The organism is Streptomyces sclerotialus (assembly GCF_040907265.1).
In the GTDB taxonomy this organism is placed as follows: Bacteria; Actinomycetota; Actinomycetes; order Streptomycetales; family Streptomycetaceae; genus Streptomyces; species Streptomyces sclerotialus.
Genome location: NZ_JBFOHP010000002.1, coordinates 7,486,010 through 7,512,414, shown reverse-complemented (window position 1 = coordinate 7,512,414; position 26,405 = coordinate 7,486,010). Strand labels below are relative to the sequence as shown.

Annotated in this window: 26 protein-coding genes and 1 pseudogene; 16 read left to right on the top strand and 11 right to left on the bottom strand. The window is 73.4% G+C overall.

What is annotated here, in order from left to right; all coding sequences use genetic code 11:
- Window positions 1-33 precede the first annotated feature (33 nt).
- Complete coding sequence (locus AAC944_RS32965) at window positions 34-1,233, bottom strand: glycosyltransferase (protein ID WP_030609010.1); 1,200 nt, start codon at window positions 1,231-1,233, stop codon at window positions 34-36.
- A gap of 241 nt (window positions 1,234-1,474) precedes the next feature.
- Between AAC944_RS32965 and AAC944_RS32960 the strand changes: the two genes are divergently transcribed.
- Window positions 1,475-2,740 (top strand): DUF418 domain-containing protein, encoded by a 1,266-nt coding sequence (locus AAC944_RS32960; RefSeq protein WP_051871439.1) that lies wholly within the window; start codon window positions 1,475-1,477, stop codon window positions 2,738-2,740.
- 25 nt (window positions 2,741-2,765) lie between these two features.
- On the opposite strand, the gene AAC944_RS32955 is transcribed toward AAC944_RS32960, so the two are convergent.
- From AAC944_RS32955 to AAC944_RS32945, 3 genes are read right to left on the bottom strand one after another with little or no spacing between them, the layout of a single operon-like run.
- The gene (locus AAC944_RS32955) at window positions 2,766-3,155 is read right to left on the bottom strand and encodes a BlaI/MecI/CopY family transcriptional regulator (protein WP_030609016.1); all 390 of its coding nucleotides are present in this window, start codon (window positions 3,153-3,155) and stop codon (window positions 2,766-2,768) included.
- A gap of 9 nt (window positions 3,156-3,164) precedes the next feature.
- Window positions 3,165-4,370 carry a glycosyltransferase family 4 protein gene (locus tag AAC944_RS32950; protein WP_030609019.1) on the bottom strand — a complete coding sequence of 402 codons (1,206 nt, stop codon included), beginning with the start codon at window positions 4,368-4,370 and terminating at the stop codon, window positions 3,165-3,167.
- A complete protein-coding gene (locus AAC944_RS32945) occupies window positions 4,367-4,804 on the bottom strand; it encodes a hypothetical protein (RefSeq protein WP_030609022.1) in 438 nt (145 codons plus the stop codon). The genes AAC944_RS32950 and AAC944_RS32945 overlap by 4 nt, the downstream gene beginning before the upstream one ends.
- Before the next feature lie 263 nt (window positions 4,805-5,067).
- Between AAC944_RS32945 and AAC944_RS32940 the strand changes: the two genes are divergently transcribed.
- The 10 genes and pseudogenes from AAC944_RS32940 to AAC944_RS32895 all read left to right on the top strand — a co-directional run bounded on the left by AAC944_RS32940 (window position 5,068) and on the right by AAC944_RS32895 (window position 14,968).
- On the top strand, window positions 5,068-5,586 hold the full coding sequence (locus AAC944_RS32940; protein WP_030609024.1) for an Lrp/AsnC family transcriptional regulator: 519 nt from the start codon (window positions 5,068-5,070) through the stop codon (window positions 5,584-5,586).
- A gap of 321 nt (window positions 5,587-5,907) precedes the next feature.
- Window positions 5,908-6,720, top strand: coding sequence for a dimethylargininase (gene ddaH / locus AAC944_RS32935; RefSeq protein WP_030609026.1), 813 nt, complete (start codon window positions 5,908-5,910; stop codon window positions 6,718-6,720).
- On the top strand, window positions 6,717-7,988 hold the full coding sequence (gene rocD, locus AAC944_RS32930) for an ornithine--oxo-acid transaminase (protein ID WP_030609028.1): 1,272 nt from the start codon (window positions 6,717-6,719) through the stop codon (window positions 7,986-7,988). The genes ddaH and rocD overlap by 4 nt, the downstream gene beginning before the upstream one ends.
- Window positions 7,989-8,062: 74 nt before the next feature.
- Window positions 8,063-9,262 carry a bifunctional glutamate N-acetyltransferase/amino-acid acetyltransferase ArgJ gene (gene argJ, locus AAC944_RS32925; RefSeq protein ID WP_051871440.1) on the top strand — a complete coding sequence of 400 codons (1,200 nt, stop codon included), beginning with the start codon at window positions 8,063-8,065 and terminating at the stop codon, window positions 9,260-9,262.
- A 117-nt stretch (window positions 9,263-9,379) separates the two neighbouring features.
- Window positions 9,380-10,477, top strand: a complete 1,098-nt coding sequence (locus AAC944_RS32920) for a WD40/YVTN/BNR-like repeat-containing protein (protein ID WP_030609032.1) — start codon at window positions 9,380-9,382, stop codon at window positions 10,475-10,477.
- Between the two features lie 163 nt (window positions 10,478-10,640).
- Window positions 10,641-11,318 (top strand): uracil-DNA glycosylase, encoded by a 678-nt coding sequence (locus AAC944_RS32915; RefSeq protein ID WP_030609035.1) that lies wholly within the window; start codon window positions 10,641-10,643, stop codon window positions 11,316-11,318.
- Window positions 11,319-11,380: 62 nt separating this feature from the next.
- Window positions 11,381-11,494, top strand: a pseudogene (locus tag AAC944_RS32910) (DUF2510 domain-containing protein); the annotation flags it as partial.
- Window positions 11,495-11,788: 294 nt separating this feature from the next.
- Complete coding sequence (locus AAC944_RS32905; RefSeq protein ID WP_368397338.1) at window positions 11,789-12,616, top strand: LURP-one-related/scramblase family protein; 828 nt, start codon at window positions 11,789-11,791, stop codon at window positions 12,614-12,616.
- Entirely contained in the window at window positions 12,609-13,796 is a 1,188-nt protein-coding gene (locus AAC944_RS32900; RefSeq protein WP_051871441.1) for an N-acetylglucosamine kinase, read from the top strand. The genes AAC944_RS32905 and AAC944_RS32900 overlap by 8 nt, the downstream gene beginning before the upstream one ends.
- A gap of 305 nt (window positions 13,797-14,101) precedes the next feature.
- Complete coding sequence (locus tag AAC944_RS32895) at window positions 14,102-14,968, top strand: sirohydrochlorin chelatase (protein ID WP_037771339.1); 867 nt, start codon at window positions 14,102-14,104, stop codon at window positions 14,966-14,968.
- A gap of 158 nt (window positions 14,969-15,126) precedes the next feature.
- On the opposite strand, the gene AAC944_RS32890 is transcribed toward AAC944_RS32895, so the two are convergent.
- From AAC944_RS32890 to AAC944_RS32880, 3 genes are all read right to left on the bottom strand, one after another.
- On the bottom strand, window positions 15,127-15,918 hold the full coding sequence (locus AAC944_RS32890) for a class I SAM-dependent methyltransferase (RefSeq protein ID WP_030609047.1): 792 nt from the start codon (window positions 15,916-15,918) through the stop codon (window positions 15,127-15,129).
- A gap of 186 nt (window positions 15,919-16,104) precedes the next feature.
- Entirely contained in the window at window positions 16,105-17,163 is a 1,059-nt protein-coding gene (locus tag AAC944_RS32885) for a lactonase family protein (RefSeq protein ID WP_030609050.1), read from the bottom strand.
- Window positions 17,164-17,263: 100 nt separating this feature from the next.
- Entirely contained in the window at window positions 17,264-18,778 is a 1,515-nt protein-coding gene (locus AAC944_RS32880) for an FUSC family protein (protein WP_030609052.1), read from the bottom strand.
- A 308-nt stretch (window positions 18,779-19,086) separates the two neighbouring features.
- On the opposite strand from AAC944_RS32880, the gene AAC944_RS32875 reads away from it, so the two are divergent.
- The 3 genes from AAC944_RS32875 to AAC944_RS32865 all read left to right on the top strand — a co-directional run bounded on the left by AAC944_RS32875 (window position 19,087) and on the right by AAC944_RS32865 (window position 21,886).
- Window positions 19,087-19,176, top strand: a complete 90-nt coding sequence (locus AAC944_RS32875) for a putative leader peptide (protein WP_107054069.1) — start codon at window positions 19,087-19,089, stop codon at window positions 19,174-19,176.
- A 194-nt stretch (window positions 19,177-19,370) separates the two neighbouring features.
- Window positions 19,371-20,522 (top strand): LLM class flavin-dependent oxidoreductase, encoded by a 1,152-nt coding sequence (locus tag AAC944_RS32870; protein ID WP_030609054.1) that lies wholly within the window; start codon window positions 19,371-19,373, stop codon window positions 20,520-20,522.
- Window positions 20,519-21,886: an MFS transporter gene (locus AAC944_RS32865; protein ID WP_051871442.1), complete on the top strand. Its 1,368-nt coding sequence runs from the start codon at window positions 20,519-20,521 to the stop codon at window positions 21,884-21,886. The genes AAC944_RS32870 and AAC944_RS32865 overlap by 4 nt, the downstream gene beginning before the upstream one ends.
- Window positions 21,887-21,952: 66 nt before the next feature.
- Here AAC944_RS32865 and AAC944_RS32860 read toward each other — a convergent pair whose 3' ends face one another.
- Window positions 21,953-22,090: a hypothetical protein gene (locus AAC944_RS32860; protein ID WP_196942798.1), complete on the bottom strand. Its 138-nt coding sequence runs from the start codon at window positions 22,088-22,090 to the stop codon at window positions 21,953-21,955.
- A gap of 188 nt (window positions 22,091-22,278) precedes the next feature.
- On the bottom strand, window positions 22,279-22,692 hold the full coding sequence (locus tag AAC944_RS32855; RefSeq protein WP_030609059.1) for a Fur family transcriptional regulator: 414 nt from the start codon (window positions 22,690-22,692) through the stop codon (window positions 22,279-22,281).
- Between the two features lie 164 nt (window positions 22,693-22,856).
- Between AAC944_RS32855 and AAC944_RS32850 the strand changes: the two genes are divergently transcribed.
- Together AAC944_RS32850 and AAC944_RS32845 are read left to right on the top strand one after the other, a co-directional pair.
- Window positions 22,857-23,336, top strand: coding sequence for an Lrp/AsnC family transcriptional regulator (locus tag AAC944_RS32850; RefSeq protein WP_030609062.1), 480 nt, complete (start codon window positions 22,857-22,859; stop codon window positions 23,334-23,336).
- A 24-nt stretch (window positions 23,337-23,360) separates the two neighbouring features.
- Entirely contained in the window at window positions 23,361-24,059 is a 699-nt protein-coding gene (locus tag AAC944_RS32845; RefSeq protein ID WP_030609064.1) for an HAD family hydrolase, read from the top strand.
- On the opposite strand, the gene AAC944_RS32840 is transcribed toward AAC944_RS32845, so the two are convergent.
- Window positions 24,007-25,659: an AMP-binding protein gene (locus AAC944_RS32840; RefSeq protein ID WP_037771342.1), complete on the bottom strand. Its 1,653-nt coding sequence runs from the start codon at window positions 25,657-25,659 to the stop codon at window positions 24,007-24,009. The genes AAC944_RS32845 and AAC944_RS32840 overlap by 53 nt on opposite strands.
- A gap of 2 nt (window positions 25,660-25,661) precedes the next feature.
- The gene (locus AAC944_RS32835) at window positions 25,662-26,402 is read right to left on the bottom strand and encodes a TetR/AcrR family transcriptional regulator (protein WP_078888321.1); all 741 of its coding nucleotides are present in this window, start codon (window positions 26,400-26,402) and stop codon (window positions 25,662-25,664) included.
- Between the last annotated feature and the right edge of the window lie 3 nt (window positions 26,403-26,405).

The following is a 26,405-nucleotide window of genomic DNA, read 5'->3' as shown; positions in this document are numbered from 1 at the left end:
ACGGGCAGTACGGGCCCGTCGCGCCGGAAACCGTCAGTTCGCCCCCGCCGTGGCGGCCACCGCGTCCGCGACGAGCCGGTCCAGGCCCGGGAGGGCGTGGGAGCGGCGCTGGAGGGACCGGGCACGGGCACGGCAGACGCGGTCCGCCAGCACCTCCCCTACCGCCGCGGCCAGCGACTCGGGCGTGGCGTCCTGGGCGTCGACCCGCCGGCCGACGCCGATCTCCTGCAGCCGCGCCGCGTTGCGCGACTGCTCGGCGAAGAGCGGTACGGCCACCATGGGAACGCCGGCCGCCAGCGCTTCGCGGGTTCCGTTGAACCCGGCGTGCGTGAGGAACGCGTCGCTGGACCGGAGGAGCAGCTCCTGCTGGACGAACGAGGTCAGGTGCACGTTGGCGGCACGGGCGCCCCGCCACTCCCGCGGGTCGGTGTTGGCGCCGAGCGCGACGACGCCGGTGACGGGGAGGTCCCCGAGGGCCTCGATGATGGCGTCGAGGAGCGGGAGCGCGCCGCCGCCGGGGAAGTGGGTGGCGTTCGAGCCCAGCGTGGCCAGGACGAGCGGGCGGTCGGCGGGGAGCCGGGCGATCTCCGGGTCGAGGATCTCCTCGGCAGCGGGCGCGGGTACGCGGTAGTGGCGGGCGCTGGGCAGCCGGTTCGCCTCGGGGTAGAAGTCCTCCGGTACGACGCCGGCCCGGAAGGTGCGGAAGGCGTGCCAGGGGTCGGTGATCCGGTCCAGGCCGAGGTCGGCGCGGTGCTTGTTGAGTTCTTCGGTGACGGCCGGGTGGTCGTACGGTGCCATCGGGGCGATGTCCAGCACGCCGTGCGGGATGCCGAGCCGTTCGCCGGCCAGGTAGCCGCCGAACTCGGTGGACTCGTGGAGGATCAGGTCGGGGCGCCAGTCGCGGGCCACGTCGATCAGGTCGCGCGCCGCGGGGCCGGCCAGCTGCCCGACGAAGGCCCGCGCGAAGAACTCCGGCTCCAGCTCGATGGTGACCTTGCCGAACCGGCGCAGGTCGACGGGCGGCCGGACGCCGCCCTGTTGCAGCGCCTCCTGCATCCCCACCACGTTCGGCAGCCGCAGCGCGGTCAGCCCGCGCTTCTCGATGTGGTCCGCGACGGCGCCGCCGGTGGCGACGGCCACCTCGTGGCCCGCCCGGCGGGCGCTCTCGGCCGCCGGCAGCACCAGCGGAGCGAGGTGCGAGTAGCTGGCCTGGGCGGTGAAAAGGATGCGCATGGTGCTTCGCTCCCTCGGGTGCCGCGCAGCCGTCATCCAGGGCGCACGCGGCTGGGGCTCGGGAAAATCAACAAGTGTTGAACACCCTAACCGTCCGGATTCCGGAGCCCTGGACCGGGGCGGCACGGTACCGCGCTGTGACGGATGCGTCACTAAAATCCCGCGAACCGTGTCCTGCCCCGCCGGCGCCGGGCATCTTGGCCCTATGTCGCGGAACTTGCCCAAGATGCGCAACTTATCCATGCCGCCGCGCAACCCCTCGGGGCCGCGGGACGTGCCCCCGGGCGGCCGGCCGGCCACGGCCGCACCTGACAGCCCGTCACCACCCGGTGCCGGCTCCGGTGCCGGTACCGGCACCGCCCGGCTGATCGGCGTCGATCTCGCCCGCGGCCTCGCGGTGCTGGGCATGTTCGCGGCCCACGTGGGCCCCGACCCCTCCGACGGCGGCCCGGTGGGCTTTCTCATGGAGCTCGCGCGCGGCCGTTCCTCCGCCCTCTTCGCACTGCTCGCCGGCTTCTCGATCGTCCTGATCACCGGCCGCCCCGAACCCCGCACCGGACGGGCCGGCCGCCAGGCCATGACGAGGGTCCTGATCCGCGCCGCCGTCCTGCTGGCCCTGGGCACCGCGCTCACCGCGCTGGACACCTCGATCGACGTGATCCTCGCCTACTACGCGCTGGCGTTCGTCGTGGCGCTCCCCCTGTACCGGCTCGGCGCCGCCGCCCTCGCGACGATCGCCGCCGCGACCGCGCTGGTCCTCCCCCAGGACCTCTTCCTGCTCAAGATGTGGATCGCCGAGAGCAGCTGGGGCGACACCGTGAACTCCCACGACCCGCTGCGCGCGGTCAACGGTTACGACGGCGTCATGGACCTGCTGTTCACCGGCTCCTACCCGGTGCTGACCTGGATTCCGTTCCTGATAGCGGGCATGGCCGTGGCCCGGCTCGACCTCTCCCGGGCCGTCGTGCGCGTCCGGCTCGCGTACACGGGCGCGGCGCTCGCGGTGCTCGGTTACGGCGGTTCCTGGCTGGCCCTGCGACTGATCCCGAACGCGCAGGCCGCCGTCGCCGCGGGCTCGGACGGCGACTCCCCGTCCGCCGCCTGGTGGTCCGACGCCGTCGGCGAACCCACCCTCCTCTTCCAGGAATGGCTGCTGGTGGCCGCGCCGCACAGCCAGACCACCCCGTCGGTCCTGGGCAACACCGGCGTGGCGCTGCTCGTGGTGGCCGGGTGCCTCATCGGCCTGGACCGGCTGCCGGGCCTGCGGCGAGCGGCCGCACCGGTCATCGCGGTCGGTGCGATGTCCCTGTCGGCGTACGTGCTGCACATCGTGGCCATCCGGGTGCTGGGCACCGAGGACATGTCCGACGCCAGTGAGCCGCTGGTGCTGCTGGGCTTCGCCGCGGGCGTGATGCTGCCGGCCGTGGTGTGGAAACGGCTGTTCCGGCGGGGGCCCCTGGAGTACCTGCTGTACCGCGCCACCCGGCCGGCACGCCTGGTGCGGTGAGTCCTGCCCCGAACGCCCGGTGACCTCAGTGGCCGCTGCCCCTCGCCGTCAGGAACCGTCGCAGGGCGGCCTCCTCCTCGGGGGTGAGACCGGTGACGAACTGTTCCAGCGCCGCGATCGGGTCGGGCCCCTTGTCGAGGGCCTGGTGCATCATCTCGGCGGTCAGCTCCGCGGCGTTCTTGGCCGGCCGGTAGGCGCCGCGCCGGCCCCCGGCGTCCCGTACGACCAGGGCCTTGTCGTGCAGCCGCTTCAGGATCGTGTGGATGGTGTTGTACGCGAGGTCACCGCCGATCGCGGCCTGCACCTCCGCCGGGGTCAGCGGTTCCTGGGTCGCCCACAGGGCGGCCAGGACCTCGCTCTCCAGCATCCCGGCGCTGCGTCGTTCCCCTCGGCCACGAGGGCTGCTCCCTGACATGTGTGCACCCTACAGCCGGTAGGGCGCGCCCGCGCCGGCCGGCCGCCTCCCGCCCTCCTTCGCGGCGAGCAGGTCCGCCAGGAGCTCTTCCCACCGGGCGCGGATGCGGTCGGGGGCGTAGCGGCGGGCCGATTCGGCGGCGTGTCCGCCGAGCTTCCTGCGCAGGCTCGCGTCCTCGACGAGCCGGGTGAGCGCGGCGGTCAGCCCCTCGATGTCACCCGGCGGTACGAGGAGGCCGTCCTGGCCGTCGGTGATGATCTCGCGGGGGCCGTGCGGGCAGTCGAAGCTGACCGGCGGGATGCCGTGGCTCATCGCCTCGGCCAGCACCATGCCGAACCCCTCGCGCCGGGAGGCGAGGGCGAAGACGGCGGCCTTGGCGAGCTCCCGGTCGAACTCCTGGGTGGCGCCCATCAGATAGACGTGGTTGTAGAGGTGCCGGTCGTGGATGAGCTTCCGCAGCCGGTCGTGTTCCGGGCCCGCCCCGAAGATGCGCAGCTGCCATTCGGGGTGCGCCTGGGCGACGGGCTCGAAGGCCTTGATGAGCTTCGCGAAGCCCTTTCCCTTGACGAGCCGGCCGGCGGCGACGACGAGCGGCCGGTCGAGGGCGGAGGGCCGCGGGGTGCCTTCTTCGGAGAGGGGGTTGGGGATGCAGGCGACGCGCACGCCGCCGTCGCCGAGCCGCTGCCGGTAGGCGTCCTCGTCGGCCTCGGTCAGCACGGTCACCGCGTCCAGCCGCCGGTACCACCGGTCGATCTCGCGGGCGAGCTCCGGCTTGTGGTGGGAGTAGTGCAGGTGTTCCTGGCCGACGCGGACGACGGAGGACGGTGTGTAGCGGGCGGAGAGGAGATTGAGGGCGGGCCGGGTGGTGATCAGTACGCCGCCGCGGAGGGAGCGCAGGTAACGCACGATGCGCCGGTCGGTGAGGCGGCTGAACCGGTCGTGGCGGACCTCGGCCTCCGGTACGAGCCGGCTGGGGCGGTGCTGCCGGTAGTACGCCAGCGGGCGCGTCCAGCGGGACGGCGGGTCCGTGCCGTCGACCAGCGGATGCAGCCGGACGTCCGGGCGCAGCGGGAACCGGGGGTCGGCGCGGTGCCGGTGGACGCTCACGACTTCGACGTCGTGGCCGGCGGCGGCGAGCGCGTTGGCCTGGTTGACGACGGTACGGACGGTGCCGCCGACCGCGTAGGCGTTGAGCAGCAGGAAGCGGATCGTCATCGGGCGACCTTCCCGTCGCAGGCGATCGAGAGGTTGTCCTGGATGGTGTAGTACGGCTCGAACCGCCGGCCGCCGGAGGTCTGGGCGGGGTAGGTGAAGATCTTCTTCTTGCCGTGGACGTCGTCCAGGTGCCGGCCCAGCCGGAGGGTGTCGTCCTGCCCGTCGGGGACGAGGTAGAGGTCCCAGACCCGCTCGCCCGCCGGGGTGGCGGCGGCGAGCCCGGCCAGCGGGACGGACGCCTCGAAGCGGGTGCCCCGGGCCTCGGCGGGCAGCCGCAGTTCGGCGTCCTCCGCGTCGCGCACCCGGGCGATCAGCGTGCCGGCCGCCGAGGCCGTGCCCACCACCTCCCCGACGACCCGGATACGGCCGTCACGGGGCCAGACCTCGGCCACCTCGGCGTGCGCGGGACCGGCACGGTCCGGCTGGTCGTGCATGACGCGCTCCTCCTGCAGTTGATCCGACAACCTGTAGGGTCACGGCCGAAACCCTACAGGACGTAGGACCACGGGATCCGGGGCGCGGCACGGGCCGTCCCCGCCTGGTACGCGCCCGGGCCGCCCGCGCCCGGCACGCAGCACCCGGGTGCCCCGTACGGCCCGTACGACGCCTGCGATCCGCACCGCGCCTGCGGCCATGGGCTCCGCGCTGTCCATAGGATCCGTACGGCCCGACCCCTGCGACGGAGGAACCACCCGCCATGGCCCCTGCATCCGGCCCGCTCGACGACTTGGACCGCAAGATCATCGCGGCCCTGACCGCGAACGCCAGGACCAGCTTCGCCGAGATCGGCACCGCCATCGGGCTGTCCGCCACCGCGGTCAAACGGCGGGTGGACCGCATGCGCGAGACCGGCGTGATCACCGGCTTCACGGCGACGGTCCGGCCCGCCGCGCTCGGCTGGCGCACCGAGGCGTACATCGAGGTGTACTGCGACGGCGCGGCCCCGCCCCGCCGCATCGCGGAGGTCGTCCGCAAGTACCCGGAGATCACCGCGGCCATGACGGTCTCCGGCGGCGCCGACGCGCTGCTGCACGTACGGGCCACCGACGTCGAGCACTTCGAAGAGGTGCTGGAACGCATCCGCACCGAGTCGTTCATCCGCAAGACGATCAGTTACATGGTCCTCTCGCACCTGATCCCGGACAGTCCGGAGGCCGGCGCCGGCTCCTCCGCCGTCCAGGGGTACGGCACCGGAGGCACCGGTTCCCCCGCCTGATCCGAACGTCCCAACGGGATCACTGGTCACACCGGGGGCGGAGACGCACCAACCCTGCGCGGAGGGGCACTTCTGCGCACGTTCGCTGCGCCGGTACGCAGCGTTCCGGCCTTGTCCGGCACATCGACGGCTTTCTACCGTTGAGGCATTCCCTGCGTCACGCGCCGATGACCCCGCGTCATCGGCGGGACGCCCCTTGCCGTGTCGCCGGAAACGGAGGACCCCGCCGTGCCCGAACCCGTGTCCGCGCTCGTGCGCGAGCCCGAGCCCGTCCCCACCGGGGCCGTACCCGCCGTCCCCGACGAGGCCGTGCGCACGATCGTGCGCCCGCCGCGCGTACCGCGCCCCCGGCGCTACCTGCTCTGCGAGCCCCGGTACTTCGACGTCCGGTACGCCATCAACCCCTGGATGAGCGACGGCACGCCGGTCGACACCGCGCTGGCGCGGCGCCAGTGGGCGGCCCTGGTCCAGGCGTACCGGGACCACGGCCACACGGTCGAGACCGTGGAGCCGGTGGCGGACCTGCCGGACATGGTCTTCGCGGCGAACGCGGCGCTCGTCGTGGGCGGCCGGGTGTTCGGCTCCCGCTTCTTCGCCCCGGAGCGCCGCCCGGAATCCGCCGCGTACGAGTCGTGGTTCAAGGCGGCCGGCTTCGACGTGCAGGTGCCGGAGTCGGTGTGCGAGGGCGAGGGCGATCTCGTGCCGGTCGGCGGGTACATCCTGGCGGGCACCGGTTACCGCACGACACGGGAGGCACACCGGGAGGTGCAGGAGTTCCTCGGCGTGCCGACGATCGGCCTGCAGCTGGTGGACCCGTACTTCTACCACCTCGACACCGCCCTCTTCGCGCTCGACGACAGCAACATCGCCTACTACCCGGAAGCCTTCTCACCGGGCAGTCTTGAGGTACTGCGGCGGCTGTTCCCCGAGGCGGTGACGGCCACCCGGGACGACGCGATGGCGTTCGGCCTCAACTCCGTCTCCGACGGCTGTCACGTCTTCGTCGCCCCGCAGGCCGAGGGGCTCGTCGAACAGCTCTCCCGCCACGGCTACGTCCCCGTCCCCGTCGACCTGTCGGAGTTCCACAAGGCCGGCGGCGGCATCAAGTGCTGCACCCAGGAGGTCCGTCCATGACCGCGCCCACCCGCCCCTCCACCGCGTCCGCCGCGCCGGAGACCCGCTCGCCGCGGGATCCGGGGGCCCGCTCGTCGGCCGAGCTGATCCGCGCGGAGGCCCCCGTCCTCGCGCACAACTACCACCCGCTGCCGGTGGTCGTGGCGCGCGCCGAGGGCGTATGGGTCGAGGACGTCGAGGGCCGCCGGTACCTCGACATGCTGGCCGGGTACTCGGCGCTGAACTTCGGCCACCGCCACCCCGCGCTCGTCGAGGCCGCGCACCGCCAGCTCGACCAGGTCACGCTCACCTCGCGCGCCTTCCACCACGACCGGCTGGCCGGCTTCGCCGAGGAGCTGGCGGCCCTGACCGGGCTGGACATGGTCCTCCCGATGAACACCGGCGCCGAGGCCGTGGAGAGCGGCATCAAGGTCGCCCGCAAGTGGGCGTACGACGTCAAGGGCGTCGCCCCCGACCAGGCCACGATCGTCGTCGCGGCGGACAACTTCCACGGCCGGACGACCACCCTGGTCAGCTTCTCCACCGATCCCACCGCACGCGCCGGGTACGGCCCCTACACGCCCGGCTTCCGCGTCGTCCCCTACAACGATCCGGCCGCCCTCGAAGCGGCCGTGGACGAGACCACGGCGGCCGTGCTCATCGAGCCGATCCAGGGCGAGGCCGGCGTGGTCATCCCCGACGACGGCTACCTCACCGGGGTCCGTGAGCTGACCCGCCGGGCCGGCTGCCTGTTCATCGCCGACGAGATCCAGTCCGGCCTGGGGCGTACGGGCCGCACGCTCGCCGTCGAGCACGAGTCCGTCGTCCCCGACGTCCTGCTGCTCGGCAAGGCGCTCGGCGGCGGCATCGTCCCGGTCTCCGCCGTCGTCGCCCGCCGCGAGGTGCTGGAGGTGCTGCACCCGGGCGAGCACGGCTCCACCTTCGGCGGGAACCCGCTGGCCGCCGCGGTCGGTTCGGCCGTCGTCGGGCTGCTGAGCACCGGCGAGTACCAGCGCCGGGCCGCCGAGCTGGGCGAGGTGCTGCGCACCGGGCTCGACGGCCTGGTCGGCAAGGGCGTCAGCGGCTTCCGGGCCCGCGGTCTGTGGGCGGGCGTGGACGTCGACCCCGCGCTCGGCACGGGCCGCGAGATCAGCGAACGTCTCCTGCGGGAGGGGGTCCTGGTCAAGGACACCCACGGCTCCACCATCCGGCTCGCCCCGCCGCTCACCATCACGGAGGACGAGCTGTCGTCGGCGATCGAGGCGCTGGGGCGCGTACTGAGCGAGTAGATGCCGCATAGAAATACAGTCGCACGCGAGAAAATACCTGGCACTGACGGCGGTTGGCCGTAATCATATGTCTCATGACACATAATGATTCACGGCCAATCGCCGATACGGACGAGCTCGGCTGGCCCGTCGGCTTCCGGGCGTACACCGGGAACGGGGGCCTGCGAGCGAGCGGGGACGACCTTTCGATCGTCGCCTCGGACCGGCCGTCCGTCAGCGCCGCGATGTTCACCCGCAGCCGCTTCGCCGGCCCCGCGGTGATGATCAGCCGGGCGCACGCCGCCGGCGGGCGCCTGCGCGCCGTCACCACCCTGGCGCAGAACGCCAACGTGGCCACCGGCCGGCAGGGCGAGGAGAACGCGGCCGAGGTGGTCGGCCGGGTCGCCGCCATCCTGGGCGTCCCGGCCGACGCCGTCCTCATCGGCTCCACCGGCGTGATCGGACGACCGCTCCCGATGGCCGCCCTCCGCGCACACCTGGAAGCGACGGCCGGGCGCGGCACGGCGGCCTTCGAGGCGGGCCCCCTCGACGTGGCGCGCGCGATGATGACCACCGACACCCGCCCGAAGACCAGTACCCGGACCCTCGGCGCGGCCCGCATCGTCGGCGTCGCCAAGGGCGTCGGCATGCTGGAGCCGGACATGGCCACGATGCTGGCGTACGTCTTCACCGACGCGGAGCTCTCCCCCGCCGAGCTGGACGGCGCGCTCCGGGGCGCGGTGGAGAAGACGTTCAACTGCCTGAGCGTGGACACCGACACCTCCACGTCCGACACCGTGGCCGCGCTCGCCAACGGGGCGGCCGGTCCGGTCGACGTCGCGGCGTTCTCGGCGGCGCTCACCGAGGTCTGCCTGGACCTCACGGAACAGCTGGCGAGCGACGGAGAGGGCGCGAGCAAGCTGTTGCGCGTCACGGTGGGGCAGGCCGCCGACCACGCACAGGCCAAGCGGGTCGCCAAGAGCGTGGTGAACTCCCCGCTGGTCAAGACCGCCGTGCACGGCGCCGACCCGAACTGGGGCCGGGTCGTGATGGCCATCGGCAAGAACACCGAGGACACGGACATCGAGCCGGAGAAGGTGACCGTACGGTTCGGCGGGACCGAGGTGTACCCGGCGGAGCCCTCGGCCGGCACCTTGGAGAAGCTGGCGGAGACGATGCGGCAGGACGAGGTCGACATCACGATCGGACTCGGCATCGGTGACGCCACGGCGACGGTCTACGGCTGCGACCTGACCGAGGGCTACATCCGCGTCAACGCCGACTACACGACCTGAGACAAGATCTCGGCACACCCCCTCCGACCTGCGCCTCCATGCTTCCGAGCGCCGTTGTCAGTGGCCGGGTGCAGACTGACCCGTACCTGGAACAACGGCGTTCGGAGGTGCAGTGACATGACGAGTGGCACGCAGGATGTCCTTCTCGCGGTGGGGACCCGGAAGGGCCTGTTCCTCGGCCGTCGACGGCGGGGCAGGTGGGAGCTGAGCGAGCCGCACTTCCCGGCCCAGGCGGTCTATTCGATCGGCATCGACACCCGCCGCGCCACGCCGCGGCTGCTGGCCGGCGCGGACAGTGCGCACTGGGGGCCTTCGGTCTTCCACTCCGACGACCTCGGCGAGAGCTGGGTGGAGCCGGCGCGCCCGGCGGTCAAGTACCCGGAGTACACCAAGAGTTCGCTGGAGCGGGTGTGGCAGCTCCAGCCCGCGGGCCCGGCCGCGCCCGATGTCGTCTACGCCGGTACGGAGCCGGGCGCGCTGTTCCGGTCCGAGGACGGCGGCGAGTCGTTCGAGCTGGTGCGGCCCCTGTGGGAGCACCCCTCACGCGACCAATGGGTGCCGGGCGGCGGCGGGCTCGCCGTGCACACGGTGATCACCGACCCCCGTACCGCCGACGCGGTGACGGTGGCGGTGTCCACGGCAGGGGTGTTCCGCACCCTCGACGGCGGCGCGAGCTGGGCTCCGTCCAACAGCGGCGTCAAGGCGGTGTTCCTGCCCGACCCGGACCCGGAGTTCGGGCAGTGCGTCCACAAGATCGCGCAGGACCCGGTCGACCGTGACCGCCTCTACCTCCAGAACCACTGGGGGGTGTACCGCAGTGACGACGCGGGAGCGCAGTGGACGGACATCGGGTCCGGGCTGCCGTCGGACTTCGGCTTCGCGGTCGCCGCGCACCCGCGGCGCGGCGACGTGGCGTACGTCTTCCCGATCACCGCTGACATGGACCGGGTGCCGGCCGACCACCGCTGCCGGGTCTTCCGCACGTCCGACGCGGGCAGCAGCTGGGAGGCCCTGAGCGAGGGGCTGCCGCAGGAGGACCACTACGGCACGGTGCTGCGCGACGCGCTGTGCGTGGACGACGCGGATCCGGCGGGCGTCTACTTCGGCAATCGCAACGGCGAGGTGTTCGCCAGCGCGGACGACGGGGACAGCTGGCAGCAGCTCGCCGCCCATCTGCCGGACGTGCTGTGCGTACGGGCGGCGGTGCTGGCGTAAGGCATCCGGAGGAGGCGGCCGAGCGGTGCGGGCGGGGCAATCGCCGCCGGACGGTCGCCCTGTGACCGGTGATGGCGTGATTCGGACGAGCCGTCGCCGGAAGTGATCGGAGGAAGGGGGCACAGGTTGATACGGACCACCGGGCGGCCAGTAGGGTGACGCCGTGGCTGCACGACCTCTCCATGAAATCGTCGAACCGGGCTGGGCCAAGGCGCTTGAGCCCGTCGCCGGACGGATCGCCGCGATGGGCGACTTCCTGCGGGCGGAGATCGCCGCGGGACGTACGTACCTCCCGGCCGGCAGCAATGTGCTGCGCGCCTTCCAACAGCCCTTCGACGACGTACGGGTGCTCATCGTCGGGCAGGACCCCTACCCCACCCCCGGCCACGCCGTAGGGCTGAGCTTCTCGGTGGCGCCGGAGGTGCGGCCGCTCCCGGGCAGCCTGGAGAACATCTTCCGCGAGATGCACTCCGACCTCGGGCTGCCGCGGCCGGCCAACGGCGACCTCACGCCGTGGACCCGGCAGGGTGTGCTGCTGCTGAACCGTGCCCTGACGACCGCGCCGCGCAAGCCCGCAGCCCACCGCGGCAAGGGCTGGGAAGAGGTCACGGAGCAGGCGATCCGCGCGCTGGCCGCGCGGGGGCGGCCGCTGGTGGCCGTGCTGTGGGGGCGGGACGCGCGTAATCTGCGCCCGCTCCTCGGCCAGGTGCCGTCGGTCGAGTCGGCGCACCCCTCGCCCATGTCGGCGGACCGGGGGTTCTTCGGCTCGCGGCCGTTCAGCCGGGTCAACGACCTGCTGGTCCGGCAGGGCGCCGAACCGGTCGCCTGGCAGCTGCCCTGAGCACACAGGCGCTGATCCGGTGGCCTGGCGGCCGCCCTGACCTGGAGGGATAGTGTGCCCGCATGACCACGAACACGAACGTCCCGGCGGGCTGGTACGCCGACCCGCAGGGCACGCCTGACCAACTGCGCTGGTGGGACGGCACCCGGTGGACCGAGCACACCCACCCGGGCGGACAGGGCCAGGCGCAGGCCCAGGACCAGGCACAGCAGCAAGGTCCCGCGGCCCAGCAGGCCGCCGGGGGCGCCGCCCAGCAGGGCGGGGCTTCCGCCGCACACCACCAGGGCCAGGCCCCGGGCGCACAGGCTCCGGGCTCCCAGGCACCGGGCGCGCAGGGCCAGGTCCCCGGGCAGCAGGGCGGCGCCCAGCCGACGGGACAGCCCGGTTTCCCGCCCGCCGGTGCCCAGCCGGGTGCTCAGCCAGGCAGTCAGCCTGGTGCTCAGCCGGGCCCCCAGCCCGGCGCGCAGCCGATGCCGCAGGCGCAGCCGTACGGGCAGGGCGCCCCGCAGCAGCCGTACGCCCAGCCGCAGCCGCACCCGCAGGCCCCACCGCAGATGGGACAGCCGCAGATGGGGCAGCCGGTACCGCAGGGGTACGGCCACCCGCAGCAGGGGCCGGGCCCCGGCGCCGCCGACCCGGCGCAGGTGCAGCGCCAGGTGCAGCAGCAGGCGGGGGTCGCGCCGGCCGGCCCGGGCGGCGGTTCGCTGTTCACCGAGCCGGTTCTGGTCGTGAACCAGAAGGCCAAGCTGATCGAGATGACGAACGAGTACAGCGTCTTCGATCAGAACGGCAACACCGTCGGCTCGGTCGTCCAGATCGGCCAGAGCACCGCCAAGAAGGTGCTGCGCCTGGTCTCCAGCCTCGACCAGTACATGACCCACAAGCTGGAGATCCGCGACGCGTACGGTCAGCCGCAGCTGGTGCTGACCCGGCCGGCGAAGTTCATCAAGTCCAAGGTGCTGGTGGAGCGCCCGGACGGGCAGCCGGTCGGCGAGATCGTGCAGCAGAACGCCATCGGGAAGATCAACTTCGCCATGGTGGTCAACGGCCAGCAGATCGGCGCCATCAAGGCGGAGAACTGGCGGGCCTGGAACTTCGCCATCGTCGACCACGCCGACCAGGAGATCGCCCGGATCACCAAGACCTGGGAGGGCCTGGCCAAGACGATGTTCACCACGGCGGACAACTACGTCCTGCAGATCCACCAGCAGCTGCCCGACCCGCTGCTGAGCCTGGTGGTCGCGACGGCGCTGACCGTCGACACCGCCCTCAAGCAGGACGCCCGCGGCTTTGGGTGAGCCCTCGGCACCGGGACTGGTGCTCGGCGTCGACTCCGGCGGCTCGGGCCTGCGGATCGCGGTCGCCCGCGCCGACGGCACGCGCGCCCCGGCCGCCACCTCGGCCGCGGGCCGGCTCCCGGCGGCGGAGCCGGTGCCCGTGCGGCGGCTGGGTACGGTCGTCATCCCGGAACCGGTGCGTACGGGCCCGGGCGGCATCGACGCCGACGATCTCCTCGCCCGGGTCCTGCCGGCCGCCGAATCGTTGCTGCGCGAGGCAGGAGCGACGGGTGAGACCGGCGCGACAGGCGAGGCAGGCACGACGGGTGGGGCACAGGGAGCGCATGGGACGAGCGGTCACGGCCGCTGCGTGGCGGTGTGCGTGGGCGCGGCCGGTATGGCCACGCTCGGCGACGGCCTGCGCGCGACGCTGCCCACCGCGCTGTTCCGCTCGCTCGGCACGGCCCGGCTGGCGCTCGCGGCCGACGCGGTCACCGCGTACGCCGGCGCGCTCGGCCAGCGCCCCGGAGCCGTCGTCGCGGCCGGTACGGGCATGATCGCGATGGGTACCGACCTCACCGCGGCGACCGGCTGGCGCCGGGCCGACGGCTGGGGCCACCTCCTGGGCGACTGCGGCAGCGGTGCCTGGATCGGCCGGGCCGGGCTGGCGGCGGCGATGCGTGCGCACGACGGCCGGCCGGGCGGTTCGGCGGCCCTGCTGGCCCGCGCGGAAGCGGTGTTCGGCCCGGTCACCGGCCTGCCCGGCAAGCTCTACCCGCGCACCGACCGGCCCGCCGTGCTGGCCTCCTTCGCCCCCGAGGTGGCGCGGTGCGCCGCCGAGGACAAGTTCGCCGCCGCGATCCTCGACGAGGCCGCCCACCACATCGCCGACACCGCGGCCGCGGTCTGCCCGCCGGCCGCCGGGCCCGCCCGTCCGGAGATCGCCTGCACCGGCGGGCTGTTCAGGATGGGCGAGCCGTTGCTGGAGCCGCTGCGGTCGGCGCTCGCGGTGCGGCTGCCCGGCGTACGTCTCGCCGCTGCGGCCGGCGACCCGCTGGACGGCGCGCTGCTCATCGCGTCGGCCCTGGCACGGGACGCACTGCGGCTGCCCACCGACGAGCATCTCCTGCATGTCGTGGACCGGCGGCGTCCCGAGGACGGCTGGCCTCCGCCGGCTCCGGCCCAGCACGGCCGCCCCTGAGTCGGCCCCCAGCAAGATTCACAAGCGCACACGAAAAATCGCTCCTTCGCGCCCACCTCGACCACCACTTCCGCCCCACCGTCCCCCAAGCGGAATCTCTGCCGCCGCTCCTTCCGTGCTCACTCGAACGAGAAATCCGCGCAGATCACACGGCGTGTCGCGGGATGTCCGGAGGGAGACGCGCGGGACGAATCGGTACACAAACCACCCGACTGTGCCCTCCCTCGGCACCGGGTGCCGAAGAGGCGTTAGCATGCGGCGCCATGAGTTCCCCCACTGGGCCCGCACCCGGCCTGCCTGTACGAATGCCGCGTCCGCGTCAGTCCGGACGCCACCGCCGCCCTGAGCCGGTCGTCGCGCCCGAGGGCGCGCCCGCGCTCGTCCTGGCCGTTCCCGGCGCCCCCACCGCCGCTTCGCGCAGCCTGGCGGAGGAGGTGTCCAGCATCGCCCGCTCCGAGCTGCCCGGCCTCGACGCGCGGATCGGGTACGTCGACGGCGGCGACGAGGAGTTCCCGTCGCTGGAGGCCGTGCTCTCGCACGCTGCCGCCGAGCGCAGGGCCCGTATCGAGGCCGGGGCGACGGACCTCAAGGACAGCCCGGCCGCCGTGGTCGTGCCGCTGCTCGCGGGGCCCGACAACGCCCTGCTGCGCCGTATACGCCAGGCGATCATGAACAGCGGTTCCGCCGCCGAGCTCACCGATGTGCTCGGCCCGCACCCGCTGCTCGCCGAGGCGCTGCACGTGCGGCTGTCCGAGGCCGGCCTGGCGCGCGCCGACCGGGCCCGCCTGTTCACGGTCGCAACGGCTGCTGACGGCATCATCCTCGCCACCGTCGGCGGCGAGGAGGCCGTGCAGGCCGCCGGCATCACCGGCATGCTGCTGTCCGCGCGTCTCGCCGTGCCGGTGCTGGCCGCCGCGCTGGACGAGGAGGGCGCGATCTCGCGTACGGCCGAGCAGCTGCGCACCTCCGGTTCGCAGCAGCTGGCGCTGGCCCCGTACCTGATCGGCCCGGAGATCGCCGACGGCCTGCTGGGGGCGGCCGCGGCCGAGGCGGGCTGTGCCTCCGCCGAGGCGCTGGGTGCGTACATGGCGGTGGGCCGCCTGGTCCTGTCCAACTACGCGGCGTCGCTCGGCATCACGCTGCAGTCGGCTCAGGGCGCCGCGACCCGTTGACCAGCCGCCGGCCGCCCCTGGCGGCCGGCGATCCGGTCCGGTGGCCGAACCTCCGACGGGCCGCCCCCGCAGCACGCGGTGGCGGCCCGTCGCCGTCCCGGCCGCTTCCCTCATCGCCGTCCCGGCCGCTCCCCCGTCGCCGTCCCTGGCCGCCGTTCTCAGCCGCTCGTCCGCCCCACGAGCACCCGCACCCGCACCTCCTCCGCGTACGGCCCCTCCGGCAGCGCTTCGCGCAGTCCGGCGGCGAACAGCGGGCGTTCCCCGGGCCCGGGCAGCCGGTCGGCCGGTACGGCGGAGAAAACGCCGCCGAGCAGCTCTTCGAAGGTCAGCTCGGCGCGGTAGCTGTGGTCGATCTCGCGCACCCCGTCGTAGCCCGCCGCGTGCAGCGCCTGGGCGTACACGGACCGGTCGTCGTCGCCCGTGCCGCAGGTGGCCTCCAGCGCCGTGCCGAAGTGCCGCTCCAGATATCCGCGGAGCGCGTCCGACCAGTAGCTCTCCTGCTGCCACAGCGGTACGCCGTTGGTGACCACGGCGATGCCGCCGCCGGGCCGCAGCATCGGGCGCAGCGCGCGGAAGAGCCGGTCGTGGTCCATCCAGTGCAGCGCCTGGCCGATGACGGTCATGGCCAGGGCGCCGCGGCCGAGCAGGGTGCCGAGCGCCGCGACGTCGGCGTCCGCGCCGAGCACCCAGGTGGCGTTCTGCACGCCCGCCTCGTCGGCGGCGCGGCGGGCCAGCCGCAGCATGTCCGGTTCGGGGTCCATACCGAGGACCGCGCCGACCCGCGCGGCGAGCGGGACGGCCAGCTGTCCCGTGCCGCAGCCGAGGTCGAGCGCGGTGTCGCCGGCGGTCAGGCCGAAGGCCTCCTGCAGGGCGTCCAGGAGCTCCGGGCGGTAACCGCGCCGGAAGCGGGCGTAGTACTCGGCGACTTCACCACTGAATCCGACGGTCATACGGTCAGCCTGCCCGGATCCGGGCCGCGGCGCCCGGCATTCGGACGATCTCACCGCTGAACGTCCGCTATCGGCTGAACATGCTCAGCGGGCTGAACGCAAGAGGGCACGCACCGGCCAACTGGCTCGTACCTGACGGCCGGTACGAGCCGCAGCGGAGTCCGGCCGGGGTGCTGACACAGGCGCTCAGCGCGCGAAGACCACGCACGAGGCCGACGGGACAGGGAGGGAGCCGCCGCGCTCCGGGATGCCGGTGTCCGGATCGACCGTGAACCAGGTGACGTCGCCGGAACGCTCGTTGGCGGCGTAGAGGTACCGGCCCTCGGGGTGCAGCGCCAGGTCGCGCGGCCAGTCACCGCCGCACGGCACGGTCGTCACCAGCCGCGGCGCCAGCCCGTCCCGCTCCAGGGCCAGTACGGCGATGCTGTCGTCCCCGCGGTTGGCGGCCCAGCCGAACCGCCCGTCGGCGGAGACCACGAACTCGGAGGGCAGGGTGGGCGTCACGCCGCCCTCGGGCAGTACGGGCGTCTCCCCCACCGGTGACAGCAGCCCCTGGACGGCGTCCCAGCGGCAGGTGGTCACGGTGGGGTCCAGCTCGTTGATGACGTACGCGAGGTGGCCGCGCGGGTGGAAGCGCAGATGGCGCGGGCCGCTGCCGGCACGCAGGGTGATCTCGCGCCGCATGACCAGTTCGCCGCTGCCCGGATCGATGTCGCACACGCGGACGGAGTCGGTACCGAGGTCCACGCTGAGCACCCAGCGCCCGGTCGGGTCGGCCACCACGGCGTGCGCGTGCGGGCCGGTCTGCCGGTCCGGGTGCGGGCCGCTGCCGTGGTGCTGGAGGACGCCGCCGGGGCCGGGCTCGGTGGGCGCGCCGTCCGGCCGCAGCGGCAGCGCGCTCACGCTGCCGGAGCGGTAGTTGGCGGTGAGCAGGTGCCCGGCGTGCGGGGTGAGGTGGGTGGGTGCCGAGCCGTGGACGGGCGCGGGCGGTGCGAGCAGGACGGGCCGCTCCCCCGCGAGGGAGAAGGCCGCCGCCGCGCCGTCCGGCGTCTCGCTCACCGCGTACAGCAGCCGGCTGCCGGCGGCCACCGCGAGGTAGGAGGGGCTGGTCACCGCGTCGGTGCGGTCCAGCTCCTTGAGGGCGCCGCTGTCCGGGTCGAACCCGGCGGTCACCACGCCGGCTCCGCCGGCCGTCGATCCGATGTAGGCCCGCCACTCGGAAACGTTTCGGCCGTCACCGTTCACGCTGCTACCCCGCTTCTCGTCCGTACGCGCCGTGCTGGTCGGTCACCGACGCTAACAGCCGGGCGGCGGGACCGCCGGAGATCGCCGGCGGTCCCGCCTCTCAGGCGCCGATCAGCGGCGGGCGGCCGGGGGCGCGCAGCGGCACCGCGAGTTCGGCGAGCGCCCGCTCCAGGCCGTGCAGGTGGGCGAGGGCCGGCTCCGCCGCGTGGACCTGCGGTGCGGCGGCCACGGCGGGCCGCTCCGCACGGGCCGCCGTGCGCGGTGCGGTGAGCGCCTCCACCGCGGCCGCCACCCGTCGGCAGGCCGCGGTGAGGCGGTCGTCGTGGGACGCCTCGGGGTCGGCGGCGACGGCGGCCAGGCCGCGTACCTCGCGGGCGCAGTCGTCGAGCAGGGCGACGACCTGGCGGGCCCGTCCCTTACGGGCCCGCACCGGGTTGAGCGGGTGGACCAGCGGGGCGAGGGAGGCCCGCACCCGGCCGAGCAGCAGCTCCAGTTCGGCGACGCGCGCGGCGGGGTCGGCCGTACCGGAGCCGGCGAGGCGGGCGGCGGCCTCGGCGGTGCAGGCGTGCACGCAGCGCAGGGCCCGCTGGATCCAGGCGTCGGTGGTGGCGTGGGTGGTGACCGGCAGCACCAGGAGCACGGCCAGTACCGCGCCGAGCGCCCCCACGCCCGTCTCCACGACCCGCAGGACGAGCAGTGCCGGGTTCAGCACCCCGAGGAGCCCGTACAGCAGACCGGCCAGCACCGTCACCGCGAGCATCATCCAGGTGTACGAGACGGCGGCCGTGTAGAAGATGCCGAAGACACAGACCGCGACGAGTGCGGCGGTGGCCACCGGAGCGCCGTGCAGCGGTACGGCCACGCCCAGCCCGAGCACCAGGCCGAGCACCGTGCCGAGGACCCGCCGGAAGCTCCGGACCAGGGTCTCGCCGCTCGACGCCGTGTTGACGAAGACCCACCAGGTCGCGCCCACGGCCCAGTACCAGCGGTCCTGCGACAGCACCTGCCCAGCGGCGAGCGCGAAGGCGCTGCCGGCCACCGCCTGGACCGCCTGCCGGGTGGTCGGCCGGGCGAACCCGGTGCCGCCGGTCAGCGGCGGTACCACGGCGGCCGGCGGCAGCCGCCGCTCGTAGCACCACAGGCCGAAGCGCACGGTCGAGGAGGCCAGCAGGGACAGCAGCATCGCCGCGTACAGCTCCGGCAGCCGGCCGGGCACCGTGTGCAGGAACTGCGAAGCGAAGAAGGCCATGAAGCCGAGCACGCCGAGGGAGTGTCCCCGCGGCCCCCATCGGCGGGCGTACACCCCGGCGCCGACCACGGCGAGGAAGGCCGCGTCCCGGGCCTGCGGGTGGTCGTGCAGCACCGCGGCGAGGGCGAGTACGGGGAAGCCCACCGCCGGGAACAGCGCGGTGGTGACCGCCTGCCCGCGGACCGTTGTGTCCATGACCGTGAAGAGGGCGAGCAGGGCCGTGAGCCCGCCGGTGATGGCCGCGGCCAGCGAGTGTCCGGCCAGACCGCACAGGGCCACTGCCAGTCCGATGCCGAGGACCGCCCGCAGCGCACTGCGCAGGCGCAGCCGTCCCGGGTCCGGAGCCACGAACACCTTCTTCAGCACAGATCCCCGCCCTTTCTGCATTCCGTACCGCATGGCATGAAAAAGGCGCCGCGGAATCCGCAGCGCCATCGACACGACCATCAGAACACCCGAGGACACACTGGCTCAACCGGCCTCGGAAACGCTGTGCCATTGGTACAGCTGGACGCTTTGCGGCAAGGTCACGGGCGTGCCGATGGACCACCGGCACGCCTCTCGGCAGGCCGGCCGCTGACGCGTACGCCGGGGCCCTGACCGGCGGCTACACCGTCTCACCTGCTGAAACACTTGTCTCAACGGCTTGAACCGGGCCGGGGAGCCGACGCAGAATGCCAGGCATGACTGCTGCTGCCGACCTCCTCGTGGGACGCCTCCACGTCGATCTGTGTCGTCAGGCCAGCGCCAACTGTCGCGTCTGACGCGCTTTCCGGCCGCGGACCCCGTCTTCTCCTGGGCCGCGCTGCCGCGCCTTTCCTTCTTCTCCCGTATCCAGCGTCTTTTCCCGCATCCAGCGGCGCATCGGCGTCGCTCCTCCGCGGCGCATCGTCACGCACGTCGCCGGGCCGCTGTGCCCTGCCCGGAACGTGGCCCGCCGCCCTTTCCCGGAGTCCTCATGTCTGCTCTGACGTTCCACTGGTTCCTGCCCACGACCGGTGACAGCCGGCACATCGTCGGCGGTGGCCACGGCGCACAGCCCGGTACCGCCGGCGGCGACCGGCCCGCCTCGGTCGAGTACCTCGGCCAGATCGCCCGTACCGCCGAACAGCTCGGCTTCGTAGGGGCGTTGACCCCGACGGGGGCCTGGTGCGAGGACGCCTGGCTGACCACGGCGATGCTCACCCAGGTCACCGAACGGCTGAAATTCCTGGTGGCCTTCCGGCCCGGCCAGATCAGTCCGACCCTGTCGGCGCAGATGGCGGCGACGTACCAGCGGCAGTCGCACGGCCGGCTGCTGCTCAACGTGGTGACCGGCGGCGAGTCGGCGGAGCAGCGCGCGTACGGTGACTTCCTCGGCAAGGACCAGCGGTACGCGCGCACCGGCGAGTTCCTGGACATCGTGCGGCGGCTGTGGGACGGGGAGACGGTCGACCACCACGGCGAGCACCTGCGGGTGGAGGGCGCGAAGCTGAACCGGCTGCCCGACCCCGTGCCGCGGGTCTACTTCGGCGGTTCCTCGCCCGCGGCCGGCGAGGTGGCCGCACGGTACACCGATGTGTATCTGACCTGGGGCGAGCCGCCGCAGCAGGTGAAGCAGAAGATCGACTGGATCCGCTCGCTGGCCGCCGCGCAGGGCCGCGACGTACGGTTCGGCATCCGGCTGCACACCATCAGCCGGGACACCTCGGAGCAGGCGTGGGCCGAGGCCGAGCGGCTGCTGAAGGGCATGGACCCGGAGCGCATCAAGGCGGTGCAGCAGGGCCTGGCGACCAGCGAGTCCGAGGGCCAGCGCCGGATGCGCGAGCTGCACAACAGCGGGTCGAGCGACAACCTGGAGATCTACCCCAACCTGTGGGCCGGTGTCGGGCTGGTACGCGGCGGCGCCGGTACGGCGCTGGTGGGCAGCCACGCCGAGGTCGCGAACCTCATCGAGGAGTACGCCCGGCTGGGCATCGAGGAGTTCGTCCTCTCCGGGGTGCCGCACCTGGAGGAGGCGTACTGGTTCGGTGAAGGCGTGCTGCCGCTGCTGGAGCGGCGCGGCCTGTGGCAGCACCCGGCCGGGCCGCGCACCACCGAGGCGGGCATCGTCCCGTTCGCCGGCCGGTGAGCCCCGCGTCCGCGCCCTCGCAGGCGCCACCGCATCCGGACGAGGTTCAGGAGGCGGCCCCGGCCGCACGGCTGCGGACGGTGGTGCTCGCGAGCCTGCTGGGCACCACCGTCGAGTGGTACGACTTCTTCCTGTACGCCACGGCCGCCGGGCTGGTCTTCGACAAGCTGTTCTTCCCCGTGGCGAACGGCACGGTCGGCACGATGCTGTCCTTCGCCACGTTCGCCGTGGGCTTCGTCGCCCGCCCCGTGGGCGGCCTGCTCTTCGGGCACATCGGCGACCGGATCGGCCGCAAGCGGACCCTCGCCTTCACGATGGGGCTGATGGGTGTCTCCACCGCGCTCATCGGCCTGCTGCCCACGTACCAGCAGGTCGGCATCCTTGCGCCCGCGCTGCTCCTGATCCTCCGTGTCGCGCAGGGCGTGGCGCTGGGCGGCGAGTGGGCGGGGGCCGTGCTGCTGGCCGTGGAGTACGGGCCCGAGGGCCGTAAGGGCAGGTTCGGCAGCTATCCGCAGATCGGGCTGGCGCTCGGACTCGCCCTGGGCACCGGGGTGTTCGCGCTCCTCGACGACGTGCTCAGCGATGACGCGTTCCTCGGTTACGGCTGGCGGATCGCGTTCCTGGTCAGCCTGGTGCTGGTCGGGGTCGGCCTGGCCGTCCGGCTGAAGATCGACGAGACGCCGGCCTTCCGCGCGGTGCGCCGCCTCCAGGAACTGCCGCGCTCGGCACCGCTGGTGGAACTGGTACGTGAGAAGGCCGCCCGCCGGCACGTGGTGCTCGGAATGCTGGCGCGATGGGGCGAGGGGGCCGCCTTCAACACCTGGGGCGTCTTCGCGATCACGTACGCGACGGGCACGCTGGCGCTCGACCGCACCGCGGTGCTGCTCGCGGTGACGGCCGCGGCCCTCGTGATGGCGGCGCTGATACCGGTGTCCGGTGCGGCGGTCGACCGCCTGGGCGCGCGCCGCGTCTACCTCGTCGGCATGGGCGCCTTCGCCGTCTCCGTCTTCCCCGCGTTCTGGCTCTTCGGTACGGGCGGCGCCTGGGCGTTCGCGGTGGCGCTGCTGCTCACCCTGGGGCTGGTGCACGCGTCGTTCTACGGGGCCCAAGGCACGCTGTTCGCCGCCCTGTTCGCCACTCCGGTGCGGTACACGGGGATGTCGTTCGTCTACCAGATGTCCGGCATCTTCGCCTCGGGGATCACGCCGCTGATCATGACGGCGCTGCTCGCGCTGGGCTCGGGCACGCCCTGGCTCGCCTGTGGTTACCTCGCCCTGACGGGCCTGGTGAGCATGTGGGCGACCGGCCGGCTGCGGGAGGGCGAGCTGCACATCCCGACCGGGCGGGCGCTCACCGGCCGCTGACGCCGGGCACGTTCAGGAGGTTCGGGCACACACAGGCCACGGTGCGGCCTGCGTGTGCCGGTCGTCTCACGCCGGCGCCATCGCCGCGTCCGCACGGTACTTGCGTACGTAGGCGGTACACAGTTCGATGACGACTCGGGTGATGATCGCCTCGGCTATGGCGAGACCGGCTTTCGCCAGTACCGCGCAAAGGATGTCACCCACCGGGACCACACTCCTGTCCGATCCTGTCCGCGCGGCTCCCCGGCAGGAGCCGCGTCGGTCCCACCTCCACCCATGCCCTGAGAAGGTGACGGCCGGGTGGCTCAGGGCCAACACCCGGTAGCGCCCCGGTGAACGTGGGGAATTCCGCCGAACGGCCGGGGCCCAGGGCGCCGGTGAGTACCGTGGGGTCAGCGGGCGGTGGCCCGGCAGCGGCCGCAGACGCCGGTGAGTTCGACGGTGTGTTCCACCTCGGCGTACCCACTGGTCTCCGCGACCTGTTCGGCCCACCGCTCGACCACGCCCGCGTCGACCGGCCGGCTGCGTCCGCACCTGCGGCACAGGAGGTAGTGCTGGTGCCCCTGCGCGCCCCGTCTGCGGTAGAGCCGCTCGCCGGTCTCGTCGCGTACGACGTCGACCCGGCCGGCGGCCTGGAGCTGACGGAGCGCGCGGTAGACCGTGGTGAGGCCCACCGCGCAGTCCGCGGTGACCAGGCGGGCGTGCAGCATCTGGGCCGAGACGAAGTCCGGGCAGCTGCCGAGTGCCCGTAGCACCGCGGCCCGCTGCGGGGTGTTCCGCGTCGGCGAAGGTCCGGTACCGGTCATACGGAGGAGCCTAAATGAAAATGATTTCCACGTCTATGCGGACAGGTTCCCGGCGTCCCGGCGTGGCCCCGCCCCGCTGTCGCAGGCCGGAAGGGCACCCCGCAGACTGGAGAGCGGCGGCCGACCGGCCCGCATCCGCACTGCCCGTAAGGAGGCCGTCCCTCATGGCCGTGGACGCACTCGACGCCCGGATCCTCCGGCTGCTGCTGGAGCAGCCGCGGACGAGCGTGCGCGAGTACGCGCGCATCCTCGGCGTGGCACGCGGCACGGTGCAGGCGCGCCTGGACCGGCTGGAGCGGGACGGCGTGATCACCGCGTACGGACCGCGGCTGTCCCCCGCGGCGCTCGGACACCCCGTGACCGCCTTCGCCCACATCGAGGTCACCCAGGGCCACCTGGAGGAGGTCGCGGCCCTGCTGGCCGAGGTGCCGCAGATCATCGAAGCCTTCTCGACGACGGGCGGCGGCGACCTGCTCGCCAAGGTGGTGGCGCGGGACGCGGCGCATCTGGAGGACGTGATCCAGCGGCTGATCAACATGCCGGGTGTGGTGCGGACCCGTACGGAGGTGGCGCTGCGCGAGCGCGTGCCGCACCGGCTGCTGCCGCTGGTCGAGGACGTCGGCGGAGCCGCGGCGGCGCGCTGACCGCGGGCTTGGCATGCTGGGGGCATGAGCACCGACCCCTCCCGCACCCCTGTCGTCTTCGACCTCGACGGCACCCTCGTCGACAGCGAGCCCAACTACTACGAGGCCGGGCGCCGGCTGCTGGCCCGGTACGGAGTCACCGACTTCACCTGGGAGCACCACACGCGGTTCATCGGTATCGGGACGCGCGAGACGCTGGAGATCCTCAAGAAGGAGTACGGGATCGAGGCGCCCGTGAGCGAGCTGCTGGCCGGGAAGAACGAGATCTACCTGGAGCTGGCCGGGGCGCGGACCGAGGTCTTCCCGGAGATGCGGGCTTTCGTGGAGCAGCTGCACGCGGCGGGGCACCCGGTCGCGGTGGCGTCCGGCTCGTCCCGGGCCGCGATCGACGCCGTGCTGAAGGGCACGGACCTGGACGCCTGGCTCGGCACCCGGGTGTCGGCCGAGGAGGTGGGGCGCGGCAAGCCCGAGCCCGACGTCTTCCTGGAGGCGGCCCGGCGGCTGGGCGTGGCGCCGGAGAGCTGCGTCGTACTGGAGGACGCCCCGCCCGGGGCCGAGGCCGCGCGCCGGGCCGGTATGCGCTGCATCGCGATCCCGTACGTGGCGGGGACCGCGGCGGACCCGGCGTTCGAGGCCGCCGGGCTCCTCTTCAAGGGCGGTCAGCGGGAGTTCACCGCGCAGGCCGCGTACGCCTGGCTCGCGCGGTCAGCTCCGTCTTCCTGATCTTCCCGGTGGCGGTGAGCGGCAGCTCGTCCGTGAGCTCGATGGCGGGGAGCTTGTAGGCGGCCATCGAGGCGCCTGCCCACTCCCCCAGCGCCTCGGCGGTGAGCGTGCTGCCGGGGACGGTCCGCACGTACGCGTACGGGCGCTGGCCGCGCCGCTCGTCCGGCACGGCCACCACGGCGGCGGCCAGCACGTCCGGATGGCGCCCGAGCAGCGTCTCGACCTCCGTCGGGAAGACGCTCATGCCGTTGACCTTGATCATGTCCTTGTCGCGGCCGAGGTAGTGCAGACAGCCGTCCTCGTCGAGGGAGCCGATGTCGCCGGTGTGCAGCCAGCCCTCGCGCAGCGCCGCCTCGGTGGCCGCGGGGGCGCGCCAGTAGCGGGTCAGGACGGACGGGCCGCGGACGACGATCTCGCCGCGCTCGCCGAGCGGCAGCGGCTCCCCGGTCGCGAAGTCCACGACCATGACGTCCGTGCCGGGCACCGGCAGCCCGCAGAAGGTGGGCTCGCCCAGCAGGTCGCGGTCGCCGTCCTGGAAGCCGAGGGTGGAGGTGTCGCTGGTGTGGGTCTCGGTCATGCCGTACGACGCCTCGCGCAGCACGCTGTGGTCCCCCACGGCGCGGCGCCAGCGCTCGCGCACCTCGGGAGTGAGCTTGCGGACGAAGGAGACGGTGAGCGGCGCGGTGAAGGCGGACAGGTCGCGATCCGGGAGGTCCGGGCGGTCCAGCAGTTCGAGGTAGTTCTCGACCGTGCCGGCCATGGTCGCGACGCGGTACCGCGCCAGCCCGTCGAGGACCGCGGCCGGGTCCCAGCGCGGCAGCAGCACACTCGTACCGCCGGAGACCAGCGGCGCGAGGATGCCGAGGTTCTCGCCCGCGATCCAGAAGACGGGCAGGTAGCAGAGGGAGACGATGCCTTCGGGCACCAGGTCGGGGGCGCGCCCCGAGTCGATGGCGGTGGCCGTGTAGACCATGTGCCGCTGAGTGTGTTCGCAGCCCTTGGGCATACCGGTGGTGCCGCCCGTGTAGTTGAGTGCGGCGAGCGCGTCGAGGTCGTCGGCGATCCGGCCGTACGGAGCGTGCGCGAGGGCGTCGTCCCACTCACCGGTGTCGGCGAGCAGGACGTCCCGTACGGGCGTGTCCGCGCGTATCTCCTCGATGGCCGGGGCCAGTTCGGTACGGGAGATGACCAGGCGGGTGCCTGCGTCGGTCAGTTCGTGGCGGAGTTCGGCCGCCTTGAACATGGGGTTGACCGGTACGTGGACCGCGCCCAGGCGGAGCACCGCCAGCATCGCGACGAGGAACTGCGGGCAGTTGGGGAGGTGGACACCGACCCGGTCGCCGGGCCGCACCCCCTGCGCGGCCAGCCACCCCGCCAGCCGGTCGGACGCCTCGTCCAGCTCCCGGTAGGTCGTCTCGTGCCCTTCGAAGACCAGGGCCGGACGGTCGGGCGCCGTGGCCGCCCAGTGGTGCACATAGCCGGGCACGGTCCGCTCGCCCGCCCGCAGCCGGACGGTGTCCGCCTGCCGGCCGCGGCGGGCCCGGTCCTGTCGGGTACGGAGATCGGTCAGGTAGTGCTCGATACGCGTCGCGCGGCTCACTGCTACTCCTCCGGTATCGCCTGGTGTCCCTCGTGCGGCGGTGCGGTGCGGGGCTGCGGCGCCGGTCCCGGTACGCCGAGCAGGTGCAGGTACATCGCGGTGACGTCCCGTACGGCGGCCTCGTACGCGTCCGGGTCCTCGGCGACCACCCGGGCGAACCGGACGCTCATCCCGCCCACCGCGCGGGCCACCGCCAGCGCGTCGGCCACGGGCGCCAGTGCACCCGCCGCGGCCAGCCGCCGGATGTAGCGCGCCGTACGGCGGGTGGGCCGCTCGCTGATCTCCTGCCACAACTCGCGCAGCTCCCGGTCCCCTTGCGCCTGCTGCTCGATCAGCCGGAGCAGCGGCAGATGACCGGCGTACGCCGCGATGAAGGCGGCGGTGGAGTCGTGTGCGACCGCGCGGACGTCGTCCGGGTCGGTGTCCGGCACCTCCTGCGCGGCGAGGAAGGCGTCCCGTACCCGCACGGCGAGCACCCGGAAGACCTCTTCCTTGGAGGCGAAGTAGACGTAGAAGCCCGCCCGGGACAGCTGCGCCTCGGCGGCGATGTCGGCGATGGTCGCGGGCCCGTAGCCGCGGCGCGCGAAGACCGCTTCGGCGGCGTCCAGCAGCCGGTGCCGTACGGGCGTGTCGCTGCGGTCGCGGGCGGTACGGGTCGCCCAGGGCCGGTGGCCGCGCGCGGGCGGCTCCGGAGGCTCCGGCGACCGTCGGGAGGCGGGTGCGGACTGCTCTCTGCGTGCCACGCC

What these genes read in the sequence shown, in the direction of transcription:
- AAC944_RS32965 (WP_030609010.1), bottom strand. Translation starts at nt 1,233, where the DNA reads ATGCGCATCCTTTTCACCGCCCAGGCCAGCTACTCGCACCTCGCTCCG.
- AAC944_RS32960 (WP_051871439.1), top strand. Translation starts at nt 1,475, where the DNA reads ATGCCGCCGCGCAACCCCTCGGGGCCGCGGGACGTGCCCCCGGGCGGC.
- AAC944_RS32955 (WP_030609016.1), bottom strand. Translation starts at nt 3,155, where the DNA reads ATGTCAGGGAGCAGCCCTCGTGGCCGAGGGGAACGACGCAGCGCCGGG.
- AAC944_RS32950 (WP_030609019.1), bottom strand. Translation starts at nt 4,370, where the DNA reads ATGACGATCCGCTTCCTGCTGCTCAACGCCTACGCGGTCGGCGGCACC.
- AAC944_RS32945 (WP_030609022.1), bottom strand. Translation starts at nt 4,804, where the DNA reads ATGCACGACCAGCCGGACCGTGCCGGTCCCGCGCACGCCGAGGTGGCC.
- AAC944_RS32940 (WP_030609024.1), top strand. Translation starts at nt 5,068, where the DNA reads ATGGCCCCTGCATCCGGCCCGCTCGACGACTTGGACCGCAAGATCATC.
- rocD (WP_030609028.1), top strand. Translation starts at nt 6,717, where the DNA reads ATGACCGCGCCCACCCGCCCCTCCACCGCGTCCGCCGCGCCGGAGACC.
- argJ (WP_051871440.1), top strand. Translation starts at nt 8,063, where the DNA reads ATGACACATAATGATTCACGGCCAATCGCCGATACGGACGAGCTCGGC.
- AAC944_RS32920 (WP_030609032.1), top strand. Translation starts at nt 9,380, where the DNA reads ATGACGAGTGGCACGCAGGATGTCCTTCTCGCGGTGGGGACCCGGAAG.
- AAC944_RS32905 (WP_368397338.1), top strand. Translation starts at nt 11,789, where the DNA reads ATGCCGCAGGCGCAGCCGTACGGGCAGGGCGCCCCGCAGCAGCCGTAC.
- AAC944_RS32895 (WP_037771339.1), top strand. Translation starts at nt 14,102, where the DNA reads ATGCCGCGTCCGCGTCAGTCCGGACGCCACCGCCGCCCTGAGCCGGTC.
- AAC944_RS32890 (WP_030609047.1), bottom strand. Translation starts at nt 15,918, where the DNA reads ATGACCGTCGGATTCAGTGGTGAAGTCGCCGAGTACTACGCCCGCTTC.
- AAC944_RS32875 (WP_107054069.1), top strand. Translation starts at nt 19,087, where the DNA reads ATGCCAGGCATGACTGCTGCTGCCGACCTCCTCGTGGGACGCCTCCAC.
- AAC944_RS32870 (WP_030609054.1), top strand. Translation starts at nt 19,371, where the DNA reads ATGTCTGCTCTGACGTTCCACTGGTTCCTGCCCACGACCGGTGACAGC.
- AAC944_RS32855 (WP_030609059.1), bottom strand. Translation starts at nt 22,692, where the DNA reads ATGACCGGTACCGGACCTTCGCCGACGCGGAACACCCCGCAGCGGGCC.
- AAC944_RS32850 (WP_030609062.1), top strand. Translation starts at nt 22,857, where the DNA reads ATGGCCGTGGACGCACTCGACGCCCGGATCCTCCGGCTGCTGCTGGAG.
- AAC944_RS32845 (WP_030609064.1), top strand. Translation starts at nt 23,361, where the DNA reads ATGAGCACCGACCCCTCCCGCACCCCTGTCGTCTTCGACCTCGACGGC.